General features: G+C 57.3%; 15 protein-coding genes. 6 read left to right on the top strand and 9 right to left on the bottom strand.

Features of this window, described 5'->3' with window-relative positions:
• Positions 1-10 precede the first annotated feature (10 nt).
• Positions 11-925: a LysR family transcriptional regulator gene (locus tag AC1M2H_RS13610; protein WP_480151933.1), complete on the bottom strand. Its 915-nt coding sequence runs from the start codon at positions 923-925 to the stop codon at positions 11-13.
• Positions 926-1,068: 143 nt separating this feature from the next.
• On the opposite strand from AC1M2H_RS13610, the gene AC1M2H_RS13605 reads away from it, so the two are divergent.
• Entirely contained in the window at positions 1,069-1,998 is a 930-nt protein-coding gene (locus AC1M2H_RS13605; protein ID WP_480151735.1) for an aromatic alcohol reductase, read from the top strand.
• A 19-nt stretch (positions 1,999-2,017) separates the two neighbouring features.
• On the top strand, positions 2,018-2,224 hold the full coding sequence (locus AC1M2H_RS13600; RefSeq protein WP_480151734.1) for a DUF1471 domain-containing protein: 207 nt from the start codon (positions 2,018-2,020) through the stop codon (positions 2,222-2,224).
• Positions 2,225-2,297: 73 nt separating this feature from the next.
• Here the strand turns inward: AC1M2H_RS13600 and AC1M2H_RS13595 are convergent, their stop codons facing one another.
• From AC1M2H_RS13595 to AC1M2H_RS13585, 3 genes are all read right to left on the bottom strand, one after another.
• Positions 2,298-2,519 carry a NirD/YgiW/YdeI family stress tolerance protein gene (locus AC1M2H_RS13595; protein ID WP_480151733.1) on the bottom strand — a complete coding sequence of 74 codons (222 nt, stop codon included), beginning with the start codon at positions 2,517-2,519 and terminating at the stop codon, positions 2,298-2,300.
• A 132-nt stretch (positions 2,520-2,651) separates the two neighbouring features.
• Complete coding sequence (locus AC1M2H_RS13590) at positions 2,652-2,861, bottom strand: hypothetical protein (protein ID WP_426814656.1); 210 nt, start codon at positions 2,859-2,861, stop codon at positions 2,652-2,654.
• A gap of 57 nt (positions 2,862-2,918) precedes the next feature.
• Complete coding sequence (locus tag AC1M2H_RS13585; RefSeq protein WP_480152321.1) at positions 2,919-3,518, bottom strand: glutathione binding-like protein; 600 nt, start codon at positions 3,516-3,518, stop codon at positions 2,919-2,921.
• Between the two features lie 156 nt (positions 3,519-3,674).
• Between AC1M2H_RS13585 and AC1M2H_RS13580 the strand changes: the two genes are divergently transcribed.
• Positions 3,675-4,007, top strand: a complete 333-nt coding sequence (locus AC1M2H_RS13580; protein ID WP_480151732.1) for a winged helix-turn-helix transcriptional regulator — start codon at positions 3,675-3,677, stop codon at positions 4,005-4,007.
• Positions 4,008-4,053: 46 nt separating this feature from the next.
• On the opposite strand, the gene map is transcribed toward AC1M2H_RS13580, so the two are convergent.
• Together map and AC1M2H_RS13570 are read right to left on the bottom strand one after the other, a co-directional pair.
• Positions 4,054-4,818 carry a type I methionyl aminopeptidase gene (gene map, locus AC1M2H_RS13575; RefSeq protein WP_480151731.1) on the bottom strand — a complete coding sequence of 255 codons (765 nt, stop codon included), beginning with the start codon at positions 4,816-4,818 and terminating at the stop codon, positions 4,054-4,056.
• Positions 4,799-5,017, bottom strand: coding sequence for a ParD-like family protein (locus AC1M2H_RS13570; RefSeq protein WP_480151730.1), 219 nt, complete (start codon positions 5,015-5,017; stop codon positions 4,799-4,801). The genes map and AC1M2H_RS13570 overlap by 20 nt, the downstream gene beginning before the upstream one ends.
• A gap of 186 nt (positions 5,018-5,203) precedes the next feature.
• Here AC1M2H_RS13570 and AC1M2H_RS13565 point away from each other — a divergent pair, with 186 nt between their 5' ends.
• On the top strand, positions 5,204-5,446 hold the full coding sequence (locus AC1M2H_RS13565; RefSeq protein WP_480151729.1) for a hypothetical protein: 243 nt from the start codon (positions 5,204-5,206) through the stop codon (positions 5,444-5,446).
• Between the two features lie 317 nt (positions 5,447-5,763).
• On the opposite strand, the gene AC1M2H_RS13560 is transcribed toward AC1M2H_RS13565, so the two are convergent.
• Positions 5,764-6,828, bottom strand: a complete 1,065-nt coding sequence (locus tag AC1M2H_RS13560) for a LacI family DNA-binding transcriptional regulator (protein WP_480151728.1) — start codon at positions 6,826-6,828, stop codon at positions 5,764-5,766.
• A 220-nt stretch (positions 6,829-7,048) separates the two neighbouring features.
• Between AC1M2H_RS13560 and AC1M2H_RS13555 the strand changes: the two genes are divergently transcribed.
• Positions 7,049-10,156, top strand: a complete 3,108-nt coding sequence (locus AC1M2H_RS13555; protein ID WP_480151727.1) for a beta-galactosidase — start codon at positions 7,049-7,051, stop codon at positions 10,154-10,156.
• A 132-nt stretch (positions 10,157-10,288) separates the two neighbouring features.
• A complete protein-coding gene (locus AC1M2H_RS13550; RefSeq protein WP_480151726.1) occupies positions 10,289-11,554 on the top strand; it encodes an oligosaccharide MFS transporter in 1,266 nt (421 codons plus the stop codon).
• A 28-nt stretch (positions 11,555-11,582) separates the two neighbouring features.
• Here AC1M2H_RS13550 and AC1M2H_RS13545 read toward each other — a convergent pair whose 3' ends face one another.
• Both AC1M2H_RS13545 and AC1M2H_RS13540 read right to left on the bottom strand, forming a co-directional pair.
• The gene (locus AC1M2H_RS13545; RefSeq protein ID WP_480151725.1) at positions 11,583-12,671 is read right to left on the bottom strand and encodes an AAA family ATPase; all 1,089 of its coding nucleotides are present in this window, start codon (positions 12,669-12,671) and stop codon (positions 11,583-11,585) included.
• Between the two features lie 84 nt (positions 12,672-12,755).
• The gene (locus AC1M2H_RS13540) at positions 12,756-13,016 is read right to left on the bottom strand and encodes a hypothetical protein (protein ID WP_045859573.1); all 261 of its coding nucleotides are present in this window, start codon (positions 13,014-13,016) and stop codon (positions 12,756-12,758) included.
• Positions 13,017-13,356 lie beyond the last annotated feature (340 nt).

Raw genomic sequence — 13,356 nt, 5'->3', positions numbered from 1 at the left:
AACGATTAAGTTACAGACTCAAAGAGCTATTGCCCGGGGCATTAAGAATCGATTTACTCCATTCATAGAACGAGCGAACCGCCGGGGGAAGGTATCTGTTCTGCGGGTAGACCAGCGACAGCGGTAAATCGAAGGAGAGCTCATCCAGGCAGGAAACCAGCGCCGCCTTTTTTAGAGCGGGGGCAACCAGGTAGCTAGCCACTCTAATCAACCCCATCCCGGCAATACCGGCCTGAATATAGGCATCAGTATCATCCACGACCAAAGTCTCCGTCATCCGAACCGCTCTCTCTTCGCCGTTCAGCGTAAACAGCCACTCCGCGGTGCGTCCGGTTCGGTGATTAAGGAAGCCAACCGCCCGGTGGTTCTCCAGATCGTCCAGCGATTCAGGCCTGCCATGCGCCGCAATATACTTCGGCGAGGCCATCACCGCCCATTTAAAGTTTGCCAGCGGGCGGGCGACCAGGGTCGTCGAGTCCTCAATCCTTCCCGCTCTGATCGTGCAGTCATACCCCTCCTGAACCAGGTCCTCAACGTTATCGCTTGAGCAAAGGATCATCTCCAGCTCGGGATACGGCTGCAAAAACTCCGGCAATCTGGGAATAAAGCGGTTTCTGGCGAGGGAATGCGGCATACCCACTTTAAAGCGCCCTCTCGGCTGGCCGGCCCTGCCGGGGAAAGAGGATTCAACGGACGCGATATCCGCGAGGATCCTTTTACACTCTTCGTAATATCTGCGCCCGTCGGCCGTGACGCTCAGCTTGCGCGTGGTGCGTTGTAGAAGCTGAAGTCCGAGGTAGGTCTCCATCTCCTTTATGACGCGAGAAACGGTCGAGCGCGGCAGGCCCAGCGCTTCCGCTGCCCTGGCGAAACTGTGCGTATCCACCACGTGGACGTATACCTGCATTGCATCCAGCTTATCCATCATGTCACCCGCAGTCTGAGTGGAGATTATCCCATTTCTACTAACAGTTTAACCCATGCTCGCAGACTTATCGAATGACTTTAGCCCCGGTAAACTTGCTCTCAGTGCAGTAAATTCGCTGCATTACACTCTGAGGTGTCAACATGCAAGATAGTAAACTCATTTCTCCAGAGAAGGTATTGGTGCTGGGTGCGGGACAGCTGGGTGATGCTCTGCTCAGCGCGTTGGTCCCCGCAGTGGTACAGCTTAAGGGTTCAGTCAGCGTAATTGTTTCCCCTGAATCACGGGATGCCCGGGGCCATCTTCGTGCTGAAAGTCATCAAAAGCACGCGGCGGCGGGGGCTCAATTCATTGCGCTGGATATGGCCGGCGCCACGGCGGAGTCGCTGCGGGAGACGTTCAGAGGGTATGACACCATCATCAACTGCATGGGCTTTGTCGCTGGCCCAGGCACGCAGCTGAAGATCTCGCAGGCCGTTCTCGACGCTAAGGTGAAGCGTTATTTCCCCTGGCAGTTCGGCGTCAACTACGACGTGGTGGGGAAAGGAAGCGGCCAGCCGGTATGGGATGAGCAGTACGACGTCAGAAGCCTGCTACGCGGGCAAAAGACAACGGAATGGGTCATTGTTTCAACCGGAATGTTTACCAGCTTTCTGTTTGAGCCTGCGTTTAATGTCGTTAATCTCGCAGAAAAAACAATTAACGCGCTCGGGAGCTGGGATACCCAGGTCACGGTCACCTCGCCGGCAGATATTGGCCGCCTGACGACCGCCGTTTATTTGCATCAGCCGCGTATCAAGAACGAGGTGGTGTTTGTTGCCGGTGAAACCCTCTCCTACGGTCAGCTAGCTTCGACGGTAGAACGCGTGACGGGACAAACGTTTATAAAAAATGTACTGACCCTACCTGCACTGCTTGATGAGCTTCGTGCTAACCCGAACGATCAAATGCTTCGCTATCGCAGCGCATTTGCGCGAGGAGCCGGCATGTGGTGGCCAATAGATGACACCTTTAATGCAAAAAATAATATCGGCACGCAGGATGTTGAAGCCTGGCTGAAGGCCTTTATTTGAATCTCAGGAGTAATAACCCATGATGAAAATTTTAGTTTCTGCTTTGTTTATCTTAATTCTGCCCTTTTCCGTATTCGCCAAAACGGTTACCGCCACCGGCGATACGCTGGAACACGCTGAAAATAAAATTCGCCAACTCACAAAACAACAAGGCAGGGAGACCTATAAAATAATCGAGGCGCGGATGGGAAATAAAGTGCATATAACGGCAAAAATAACCTCCTGAAAAATATGAGGGGCGTCACGCCCCTCGCCTCTCCGGGAATAAGGGCGATTGAGAGCCCCGCGCTATTCCAACTTTACTCTGGCGCCTGTTTTTGCAGCCTGTCGACCCGAACGACGGGCGATGTCATTTTGCTGTCGAGGCTACCGTTGATGCTAACCAGGTGGTCAGGCTTAACCTGGCGATCGGCAAAAACCGCGGCTGGGATTATCGCGGTAATTTCGCCTGTTTTATCCCGCAGAATATAACGGTCATTGCCCTGACCTTCGATAAGGACGCAATAACCGGCGCTGAGCATCCCCTCACCATTGAGTTCAGCCCAGCCTCCGCGGTGAAGGCTACGCTAACCGCGGTGAGATAGCGTGCTTTTCTGAATGCCCCCTGTTGTCGACACATCAAGGGGCTGACTGCCTGCAGGACTGTTCTGCGTTTACTCGCTCTCTTCGAGAGCATCCTGAATCGCGTCGGCTAATGACGCAACCTCCTGCGCCACGTTGCGCAGATCCATCTGGCTTCGGATCCCGGCATTCGCGGTTGATGAAGAGACGGCTGCTTTCGAGATTTCTAAGGCGGCCTGGACGGCAAGGAGTCGTTTCTTCTCCTCTGCCGTGGCAGCTGGACCAAAATATTCTTCTAACATCCTTTCATCCCTTTAAGCGTTGGTGGAGCGCCATAATAGCACAGGAAGCGGGCGGTATTATACGCGCGGCAGGAAGTCGATCCCCTCCTCCGTTAAAGATTGCCGGACCGCCGGTCTCGCCAGCACCCGCTGATACCAGGCGGCAATATGTTTATAATCAGTCAGGTCAATATCGAGGTTATAAACCGATCTCAGCCACTCCGCTTTCGCCCAACCGACCAGCGCAAACAGATAGCCATCGGCAATAGAGAACCGTGCGCCGGTGATATACGTTTTATTTTCCAGCTGCTGGTCGAGCCACGCAAAACGAGAAAATAATTTCTGCCGCGCAATATCGATATAGGCTCCGCCGCGTTCGGTATAAAAGAGTGGAATAAAAACTTTATGAATTTCACTGTTGAAGAATACCAGCCACTCCTCAAGGCGATAGCGCTCGATCGTCCCGCTGGCGGGAGCCAGTCCAGCCTCAGGGGCTAAATCAGCGATATATTGAATGAGTGTGACGCCCTCGCGAAATATATCACCCCGGGCGGTCTCTAATGCCGGAACGTAGCCCAGAGGATTAATATCATAATAGTTTTTCCCGCCACCGTAGGTATGCGTTTTGGTATCGACGCGGATAAGCTCAAAATCAAGACCGGCTTCCCGTAAGGCAATATGCGGAGAAAGAGAGCAGCTGCCCGGAGAATATTATAATTTCATGCAATAACATCCTCACCGTTTAAGTCTGTCGGGAGGTTAACAAAGTTAGTTGATAGTTTAAAGAAGGCACATTATTGTAGTGTAGGTACATAAATTATACCGGGTATTAAAATGAAGGACGTTATCTCCGGCTGTTCCGTCGAAGTTGCCATGAATCTCATTGGCGGCCGCTGGCGTTTGCTTATTGTCTCGTTCCTGCTGGAAAAGCCGAAAAGGTTCAGCGACCTGCGCCGGGATATTCCCGCCATCTCTCAGCGGATGCTCACTATGGATCTCAGGGCGTTAGAAGAAGCGGGCGTGGTGCAGCGTACCGTTTATCCCGAAGTGCCGGTGAAGGTGGTCTACAACCTGACGGAGGACGGTCTCAGGCTGGTAAAAGTAGTCGAGGTCGTTCAGGAACTGGGGCTGTGGCTGAAACAAAAGCCGGAGGCCGGGAGTCGCTGAGGGTTCGTGCGCCGGCTATTGCTCAATAGCCGGCGCAGAGGTTCTGTCAAAGCGGTGGCTCTTCCCCCTGACGCAGCGTCAGAACCTCAAAGCCGGTGGCGGTCACCGCGATGGTGTGCTCCCACTGCGCCGAGAGCTTTTTGTCGCGGGTTACCACCGTCCAGCCGTCTTTTTTGAGCTTGGTTTTGCTGCCGCCCTGATTGACCATCGGCTCGATGGTAAAGACCATTCCCTCGCGCAACGCAACCCCCTCGCCGGGTTTACCGTAGTGCAGCACCTGCGGATCTTCATGCATCTCTTTGCCCACGCCGTGGCCGCAGTACTCCCTGACGACGCTGTAGCCGTTTTTTTCAACATGGGTCTGGATCGCATAGCCAATATCGCCCAGCGTGGCGCCGGGCTTCACGGCCCTGATGCCCTGCCACATCGCTTCGTAGGTCGTTTTTACCAGCCGGCGGGCCAGCGGAGAAACGTCGCCGATCAGGTACATTTTGCTGGAGTCCGCGATCAGCCCGCCCTTCTCAAGAGTAATATCGACGTTAACAATCGACCCCGATTTTAGGTGCTCGGTCTCCTTCGGCATCCCGTGACACACGACCTCATTGATGGAGGTATTCAGCACGTGCCCCTTGCTGGCGGGCCGGGAGTGCAGCTGGTTGACGATGAACTCCTCGGCGCGATTATTGATCTCCATCGTGGTGACGCCCGGCTGGATAAACTCGTCCAGCATGTCGAAAACGGCGGCTAACAGCCGGCCGGCATGACGCTGCACAGCAAGCTCTTCGGCGGTTTTAATGGGAATTGATAGCATTAATCACCTCCAGCAGACGATCGGATCCTGACTTGAGCATCAACAGCTTAATCTGCTGATGGTTAAGCTCGGGATAGAGCTCGCTCATCATGCCCACGCGGATCCAGTATTCGGCCTGGGCGTTCACCGACCGTGACATGGCTCTGCTGGCGTCGCGAATATCTTCATGCAGCAGATCTGAAATTTTTACGATTCCCATATATACATATCGTTATAAAACATATACGAATCGTATCGTTTTCCGCACCTGAAGTCACGCGCTTCGATGTGCCCGTCTTCGTTACCGGCCGCTAACGAAGCGGTCATACAAAACATAAATGGGATAATTGTCACATTTTTAGTGTAGGGTACTGAAAATAGTATTGGCCGCCAGGACCATCATCAAGTGAAAACCTCGCTCACATTCCCGCTGCTCACCCTTTTTGCCGGGCTTCTCGTTAGCGCATTATTTAACGCGCCGTCATCCCATCGCGGGCGCAGCCAGTGCCAGTGGTCCGATAGCGTAATGCTGACCTGCCTGAGCAAACGGCACGGCGCGGTCGGGCACATAAATCCCCTGCTCAAGCGCAAACGCTTTACGATCGGCACGGCCAGCGCGCCCGCTGCGGGCATTGCGGCCCGTTATTAAGCGTTCCCGCTCTCCACAGCATTTTATGCTGGGTTAAAAACTATCGCCCGGGAAGGTCGGCGCACCGCCCCCTCCAGAAACAGCGCGTTTATTCCAGTAACAGGCTAATAACCGCTCAAATAGCAGAGTTAAATAAAATACGCCCCGGCGAAATGGGCAAAACGCAGGCAAAAAAAACCGCCAGTGAAATGGCGGTAAATAAATGCTTGCATGGATAGATTGTGTTTTGCATTGTACGCAAAAAAAGAGTGCATCTTTCTTTACGCCTGTCGCACACCCTAGCACCCCCTACTTCAATAAAGCTTAAACCAACCCGGTTAAAGCTTCTCCACCAGCGTTTTTAGCTGAGCAATGAGCGGATCGCGGGCCGGCCCGGCATCATATGTCCAGGTTGACTGGCGCACAATCAGCGCGGTCGGCAGGAGTTCACGAATGCGCAGCTGCGGCGTCGCCATTTGCTGAACCAGCAGTTCGACGGCCCTTTTACCCAGCAGATCGAAATTCTGCGCGACGGTGGTCAGCGGCGGCTGAAAATAGAGGCTATCGGCGGTATCGTCGTAGCCGGTCACCGAGATGGCGCTGCTGCCGGTGCGGTTAAGCTGCGCCAGCGCGCTGAGCACCCCCAGCGCCATCTGATCGTTGGCCACCACAATCGCGCTGAGTCGCGGCTGAAGATGCAGCAGTTCAAAGGTCTTTTGCCAGCCGCTGGCCGCGCTCCAGTCGCCGAAGACCGTTACCTCCCTGCTAACGCCGAGACGGTGCAGCGCCTCGCGCCAGCTGCCGAGGCGCATGCGCGCCGAAACGGAACTTTCCGGCCCCGCCAGCAGGCCAAACTGCCGATGCCCCGATTCCCACAGATGACGCACGCAGGCGCCGCAGCCGTCGCGATGATCGAAGCGCACGCAGGAAACCTCCGTTTCAGGAGAGACGTCGAGAAACAGGCAGGAGATATCGGGGTTCTCGGCGACCAGACGCTCGGCGGTGCTGCTCTCCAGCGGCAGGCTCACGATGGCTCCGCGGATATGCTGGGCGCGAAACTCGTCCAGCCGCGCCTGCAGCGACAAATAGTCGGTCTGCTCCGGCATGGCGATCGACACCTCCAGCCGCTGCAGGCCGGCATGACGCTTCACCGCCGCGGCAATTTGCGATGGCGCATGCAGCGTCAACGACGCGGTGATAAGCCCAATGGAGGGCGCCGCCTTGCCAGCCAGCAGCTGGGCGGAGCGGTTAGGCACATAGTGCAGCGCCTGCAGCGCGCGAATCACCTTATCGCGGGTGCGCTCAGAGACCAGGTGCGGATTATTCAGTACCCGGGAAACCGTCTGCTGAGAGACCCCAGCCTCTTTGGCCACATCATCTAAGGTTGCCGAACGCCGCTGCATGCTAATCTCCTGGTCGCCAAAATTGAGTCCAAATATGTTAAATGTCTTACGCTAACATTTTATGTCTAATTCACGACAAAAATCAGCGCTAATTCCGGCGTTTCGTGATCGTCAATAGGTTTAATTTCCAACAACATTGCGGCATAAGAAAAAATACCCGATAAAACATCCATTCTTGTCTAGCGAATGACATTTATTTCACTCTCCGTCAGGTATGCGTATGCAACAACATGATTCAACCGCCGCCCGCTCGCCGCAGTTCCACGAAGTGCTGGCGCGTGAAGATTGGCAAAACCAGACCATTACCCACCTTAACCGCTTAGCGGCCCACCCGACGTTTGCCAGCTGGCGAAGCATCGCCGAGGCGCGCGATAACCTGCCTGGGGATCGCCGTCGTCTGCTGGACGGGCAATGGCAGTTTTCCTACGCCCGCAGCCCGTTTGCCGTTGACGCCAGCTGGATCGACGGCGATCTGCCGGATAGCCGCAGCATCCCGGTGCCCGCAAACTGGCAAATGGAAGGCTACGACGCGCCGATCTATACCAACGTCCGCTATCCCATCGACACCACGCCGCCGCGGGTGCCGGAAGATAACCCGACGGGCTGCTATTCGCTGACCTTTAGCGTTGACCCGCAGTGGCTGGCGGAAGGCCAGACCCGGGCCATCTTCGACGGCGTTAACTCGGCATTCCATCTGTGGTGCAACGGAGAATGGGTCGGCTACTCCCAGGATAGCCGCCTTCCTGCCGCGTTTGACCTCTCGCCGTACCTGAAGCCGGGCGATAACCGCCTGTGCGTGATGGTAATGCGCTGGAGCGCCGGAAGCTGGCTGGAAGATCAGGATATGTGGCGCATGAGCGGTATTTTCCGTTCGGTGTGGCTGCTCAACAAACCCCATCAGCACCTCAGCGACGTCCAGCTGACGCCGCGGCTGGACGCGCTCTGCCGCGACGGCGAGCTGGCGGTCGATTTGGCCATTGCCGCGCCTGACGGGGAGCTCGAGGCGCTGATCGCCGAAGTCAGCCTGTGGCAAGGAGATAAACAGGTTGCCAGCATTCGCCAGCGTCCCGGCTCGCCGGCCATCGACGAACGCGGTAACTATGCCGAACGCGCCAGCCTAATCCTGGCGATCGAGCGCCCGGCGCAGTGGAGCGCCGAAACGCCGCACTGCTACCGGGCGGTGGTCTCGCTGTGGCGCGGCGATCGGCTGATTGAGGCTGAAGCCTGGGATATCGGTTTCCGCCGGGTCGAGATAAGCAACGGGCTTTTGCTGCTTAACGGCAAACCGCTGCTGATCCGCGGCGTTAACCGCCATGAGCACCATCATCAGCGCGGCCAGGTGGTGACCGAAGAGGATATGCTGCAGGATATCCTGCTGATGAAGCAGAACAACTTCAACGCCGTGCGCTGCTCGCACTATCCCAACGTCTCCCGCTGGTATGAACTCTGCAACCGCTACGGCCTGTACGTGGTCGATGAGGCCAATATCGAAACCCACGGCATGGTGCCGATGAACCGTCTGTCCGACGATCCGTCGTGGCTGCCGGCGTTTAGCGCCCGCGTGACGCGCATGGTGCAAAGCAACCGCAACCACCCGTCGATTATTATCTGGTCTTTGGGCAATGAATCCGGCGGCGGCGGCAACCACGAGGCCCTCTACCACTGGCTCAAGCGCAACGACCCTTCGCGGCCGGTGCAGTACGAGGGCGGCGGAGCGGATAGCAGCGCCACCGACATTATCTGCCCGATGTACGCCCGGGTTGAGCGCGACCAGCTCATTCCGGCGGTGCCGAAATGGGGCATCAAAAAGTGGATCGGCCTGCCGGGGGAGCAGCGTCCGCTGATCCTCTGCGAATACGCGCACGCGATGGGCAACAGCCTGGGCAACTTTGCCGACTACTGGCAGGCGTTCCGCGAGCATCCGCGCCTGCAGGGCGGTTTTATCTGGGACTGGGCGGATCAGGCAATTAGCAAAACCTTCGACGACGGCAGCACCGGCTGGGCCTACGGCGGCGATTTTGGCGATAAGCCCAACGACCGTCAGTTCTGCATGAACGGGCTGGTTTTCCCCGATCGCCGCCCGCACCCGTCGCTTATCGAAGCCAAACACGCCCAGCAGTTCTTCCAGTTCGCGCTGCTGGCGCAGTCGCCGCTGCGGGTCAGCGTCAATAGTGAATACCTGTTCCGCGCCACCAACAATGAAGAGCTGCGCTGGCAGGTCCAGTCAGCGGGCGAAACTATCGCCAGCGGCAGCATCGCCCTCGATCTCAGCCCGCAGGGCAAGGCGGAGCTTACGCTGCGCGATACCCTGACTCTGCCTCAGGGTGCTAAAGAGGTGTGGCTGCTGCTGGAGGTGGTTCAGCCGCAGGCTACCGCCTGGTCGCCGGCCGAACACCGCGTCGCCTGGCAGCAGTTTGCCTTCGCCGCCCCGCTGGCGCTCGCCAAACCTGAACCTGCCGGTTGCGCGCCGACGCTGGAGATCGATGCGTCGAACTATGTCGTCAGCCAGGGATCGCAGCAGTGGACCGTCGATCGTCATAGCGGGCTGCTCAGCCAGTGGCGCGCGGATGGCGTGGAACAGCTGCTGACCCCGCTGCGCGACCAGTTCGTGCGCGCCCCGCTGGATAACGATATCGGCGTCAGCGAAGTAGAACGCATCGATCCTAACGCCTGGGTTGAGCGCTGGAAAAGCGCCGGGCTGTACAACCTTGAAGCGCGCTGCGTTCACTGCGAAGCCCAGCGTCTGGCCCATGAGGTGGTCATCGACAGCCGCTGGCACTATCTGCGCGGCGATGAAGCGGTTATCGTCAGCCGCTGGCGTATGACCTTCGATAGCGCAGGCCGTTTACATCTGGCGGTTGACGGCGAGCGCGCCGGCACCCTGCCGCCGCTGCCGCGGGTGGGCCTCCATTTCCAGGTCGCCGATCAGCAGCAGCCGGTCTCGTGGCTCGGCTACGGCCCCCATGAAAACTACCCCGATCGGCGGAGCAGCGCGCAGTTCTCCCGCTGGCAGCTGCCCCTTGAGGAGATGAGCACGCCGTATATCTTCCCGACGGAAAACGGCCTGCGCTGCGACAGCACAGCGCTGGACTGGGGACGCTGGCACGTTACCGGCCATTTCCACTTCTCAGTGCAGCCATACGGCACCGCGCAGCTGATGGCGACGGATCACTGGCACCGGATGCGTCCGGAGCGCGGCGTCTGGATCACCCTCGACGGTCAGCATATGGGCGTCGGCGGCGATGACTCCTGGACCCCGAGCGTCCTGCCGCAGTGGCTGCTGCAGGAGACGCGCTGGCGCTATCAGATAAGTATGCATTTCCAATAATAAATCCTGAATAAGCGGGCCGCGCCGCGGGTGATTCAGCAGGTTAATCGCCCGTCGGCCGCCCGGAGCATGACCGGTATAACGGGGCGTCAGGCCCCCAACCCTACAGGCATAATAAAATGGAACCTCTCTATGAAATTTTCTGAGCTTGCGCCGCGAGAACGGCATAACTTTATCTATTTCATGCTGTTCTTTTTTTTCTATTACTTCATTATGTCGGCCTATTTTCCCTTTTTCCCGGTGTGGCTGGCGGACGTTAACCATTTAACTAAAACGGAAACCGGGATCGTCTTCTCCTCCATTTCACTGTTCGCCATTATCTGCCAACCGATATTTGGCCTGATTTCTGACAAGCTCGGGCTGCGCAAGCATCTGCTGTGGACGATCGTGGTGTTATTAATTCTGTTCGCCCCGTTCTTTATATTCGTCTTTTCCCCGCTGCTGCAGATGGATATTATCGTCGGCGCGCTGGCGGGCGGCATCTATCTGGGGATCGTCTTTTCCAGCGGCTCCGGGGCGGTCGAGGCCTATATCGAACGCGTCAGCCGCGCCAACCGCTTTGAGTACGGCAAGGTGCGCGTCGCCGGCTGCGTCGGCTGGGCGATCTGCGCGTCGATTACCGGGATCCTGTTTGGCATCGACCCGAATATTACCTTCTGGATTGCCTCCGGCTTCGCGCTGGTGCTAGGGGGTCTGCTGTGGTTTTCGCAGCCGGAAAGCAGCAATAGCGCCCAGGTGATGGACGCGCTGGGCGCCAACCGTCAGGCCTTCTCGCTGCGCGTTGCCGCCGAGCTGCTGCGCATGCCGCGATTCTGGGGATTCATCATCTACGTGGTCGGCGTTGCCAGCGTTTATGACGTTTTCGATCAGCAGTTTGCTAACTTCTTTAAAGGCTTTTTCTCCAGCCCGCAGCGCGGAACCGAAGTCTTTGGTTTTGTCACCACCGGCGGCGAGCTGCTGAATGCGCTGGTCATGTTCTGCGCCCCGGCCATTGTTAACCGTATCGGGGCAAAAAATGCGCTGCTGACCGCGGGGATAATTATGTCGGTGCGCATTCTCGGCTCTTCATTCGCCACCAGCGCGGTCGAAGTGGTGATATTAAAAATGCTGCATATGTTTGAAGTTCCGTTCCTGCTGGTCGGCACCTTCAAATATATCTCTTCCGCCTTTAACCCGAAGCTCTCCGCCACCCTGTTCCTGATCGGTTTTAACTTATCGAAACAGCTCTCCGGCGTGGTGCTGTCGGCGTGGGTGGGACGCATGTACGACACGGTGGGCTTCCATCAGGCCTATCTGATCCTCGGTTCGATTACGCTGTGCTTTACGCTTATTTCGCTGTTTACCCTCAAAGGCAGCAAAACCCTGCTGCCGGCCCCGGGATATAACAACGCCGCCTGAGGCATCAAGCCCGCCGCGCGGCGGGCTTTTACTCCCTGATGCGGGTCTCGCCGCCGCTGTTTTCCAGCTCGTAAATCCGGCTCTCCGCCAGCGACGAGATAAGCTCGGTCAGCTCCGCCGAGTGGCTGGTCAGCCAGATTTGGCTGTAGCGCGAGGCCTCAACGATCAGCCGCGCCAGCGCCGGAAACATCTGCCGGTGCAGGCTGTTTTCCGGTTCGTTGATCGCCAGAAACGCCGGCGGCCTTGGGCTCAGCAGCGCCACCGCCAGGCACAAAAAGCGCAGGGTGCCGTCCGACATTTCCGCCGCCAGCAGCGGTCGGGAGATGCCCTCGCGGCGCATCTTGATCGAAAAGCGCGAATTTTCATTTTCACAGAAGAAACGGCACTCCGGAAAGGCGCTGTCGAGGATTTCGTGCAGCAGCTCCACGGCGCCGATTTCAACAATGGTCTGAAACGCGGCGGCCAGGTTGTGCCCGTCGCTATCCAGCACCGGCGAGCGATAGCCCACCGCCGGATGGCGCAGCGCGGAATGGCGGCCGATATTGAATTCGTGATAAAAGCGCCACTGGCGCATGGTCTCCCGGACCCGGGATATTTCCGGGAAGCGGTGCGGTTCGCCAAGCTGGCCGAAGATCGATTCGTTCTCGTAGATGGTGTCGGTAAAGGTGTTCTTCTCGCCGTTAACGTCAATCAGAAACGCCGCCTGATTTTTACGCTGCAGCACCCTGGCCGAGGGGCGGCGGGAGAAACCGGCCAGCCAGATAGACTCCTCTTTGACAATCGGATCGAGCATAAACTGGGTGGGATACGGCAGCTTTTCCGGAAATCCAACCTGCAGCTCATAGTCGAACTGTTCCGTCAGGCAGGCGATCTGCAGCCGCTTCGGGTAGCGGGCGGTGGGCGCGCTCTTTCCGGACCACATGATATTTTCGAGGCCGCCTTCTTCGCTGATATAGCTGGAAAATTTACCGTCCGCGGAGGCGGTGAGCAGATGGATGGCCTTGTAGATATTGGACTTGCCGCAGCCGTTCGGCCCGAAGACGATATTCAGCGTCCCCAGCTCCAGCTCGATATCCCTTACCGATCTGAAATTTTGTATGCGGAGATGGTGGATCATGGTGCTCCCTAGGATCGCAAAATCATTTGCCGGCGCAGGGAAAACGCCGCCTGTGCGGACGGCGGTCTGCCGTCCGGTGCAGGTTCAGCACAGCGATTTCTTCATGCCTCGGGTCAGCGCAACGCGCGTTAGCTTATCCGTGTCGTCATGAGTATCGCTAAACACGCCAAAAAAGTAACGCTCATTATCGATAGTCTGCGACACGATCCGATAGCTCAGCGGCTGCCCGGATTTCGCGCCATATTGCGCGGCGGTAACGGAAAGCTCCGTCGCGGTATCGGCGACGCTGACCAGCAGGCCATCCGCCTTCCCCCCCACCAGCATGACCTTAATTAGCGGGTCCACCATGTTCCTCCCGGATTGGAGCCAATGATTACCGTTCGATAGCCGACGGCTGGTAGCCATAACGCTACCTTAAGTACATTCTTATAGTTCATCCCGGCCCGAAATAAAAAAACTCTTTCTTATACTGAGCTAAGCATTGATTATTACGACTAAAAGCTGACAAATGATGAAGGAAAAAAGGGTAATTGTGAATCTTCATCCCCTCTGATTCGCATTATTTGCCGCTGCGAGCGTCGGCGGCCCGCAGCGGGACCAGACTTCGCGCCTCGACCGCCGGAAGAGCGGGCTTAACGAGGCCCCGCCCGGCGATGTGCGTGATACCCCCAGCTCGCCGCCTTAC

Source organism: Klebsiella sp. F11, assembly GCF_056712265.1.
This window is presented reverse-complemented; position numbering and strand designations above follow the sequence as displayed.

Coding starts and splice junctions, on each gene's coding strand:
- AC1M2H_RS13550 (WP_480151726.1), top strand. CDS start 10,289: ATGAAATTTTCTGAGCTTGCGCCGCGAGAACGGCATAACTTTATCTAT.
- AC1M2H_RS13580 (WP_480151732.1), top strand. CDS start 3,675: ATGAAGGACGTTATCTCCGGCTGTTCCGTCGAAGTTGCCATGAATCTC.
- AC1M2H_RS13605 (WP_480151735.1), top strand. CDS start 1,069: ATGCAAGATAGTAAACTCATTTCTCCAGAGAAGGTATTGGTGCTGGGT.
- AC1M2H_RS13570 (WP_480151730.1), bottom strand. CDS start 5,017: ATGGGAATCGTAAAAATTTCAGATCTGCTGCATGAAGATATTCGCGAC.
- map (WP_480151731.1), bottom strand. CDS start 4,818: ATGCTATCAATTCCCATTAAAACCGCCGAAGAGCTTGCTGTGCAGCGT.
- AC1M2H_RS13555 (WP_480151727.1), top strand. CDS start 7,049: ATGCAACAACATGATTCAACCGCCGCCCGCTCGCCGCAGTTCCACGAA.
- AC1M2H_RS13545 (WP_480151725.1), bottom strand. CDS start 12,671: ATGATCCACCATCTCCGCATACAAAATTTCAGATCGGTAAGGGATATC.
- AC1M2H_RS13610 (WP_480151933.1), bottom strand. CDS start 925: ATGGATAAGCTGGATGCAATGCAGGTATACGTCCACGTGGTGGATACG.
- AC1M2H_RS13590 (WP_426814656.1), bottom strand. CDS start 2,861: ATGTTAGAAGAATATTTTGGTCCAGCTGCCACGGCAGAGGAGAAGAAA.
- AC1M2H_RS13600 (WP_480151734.1), top strand. CDS start 2,018: ATGATGAAAATTTTAGTTTCTGCTTTGTTTATCTTAATTCTGCCCTTT.
- AC1M2H_RS13595 (WP_480151733.1), bottom strand. CDS start 2,519: ATGCTCAGCGCCGGTTATTGCGTCCTTATCGAAGGTCAGGGCAATGAC.
- AC1M2H_RS13560 (WP_480151728.1), bottom strand. CDS start 6,828: ATGCAGCGGCGTTCGGCAACCTTAGATGATGTGGCCAAAGAGGCTGGG.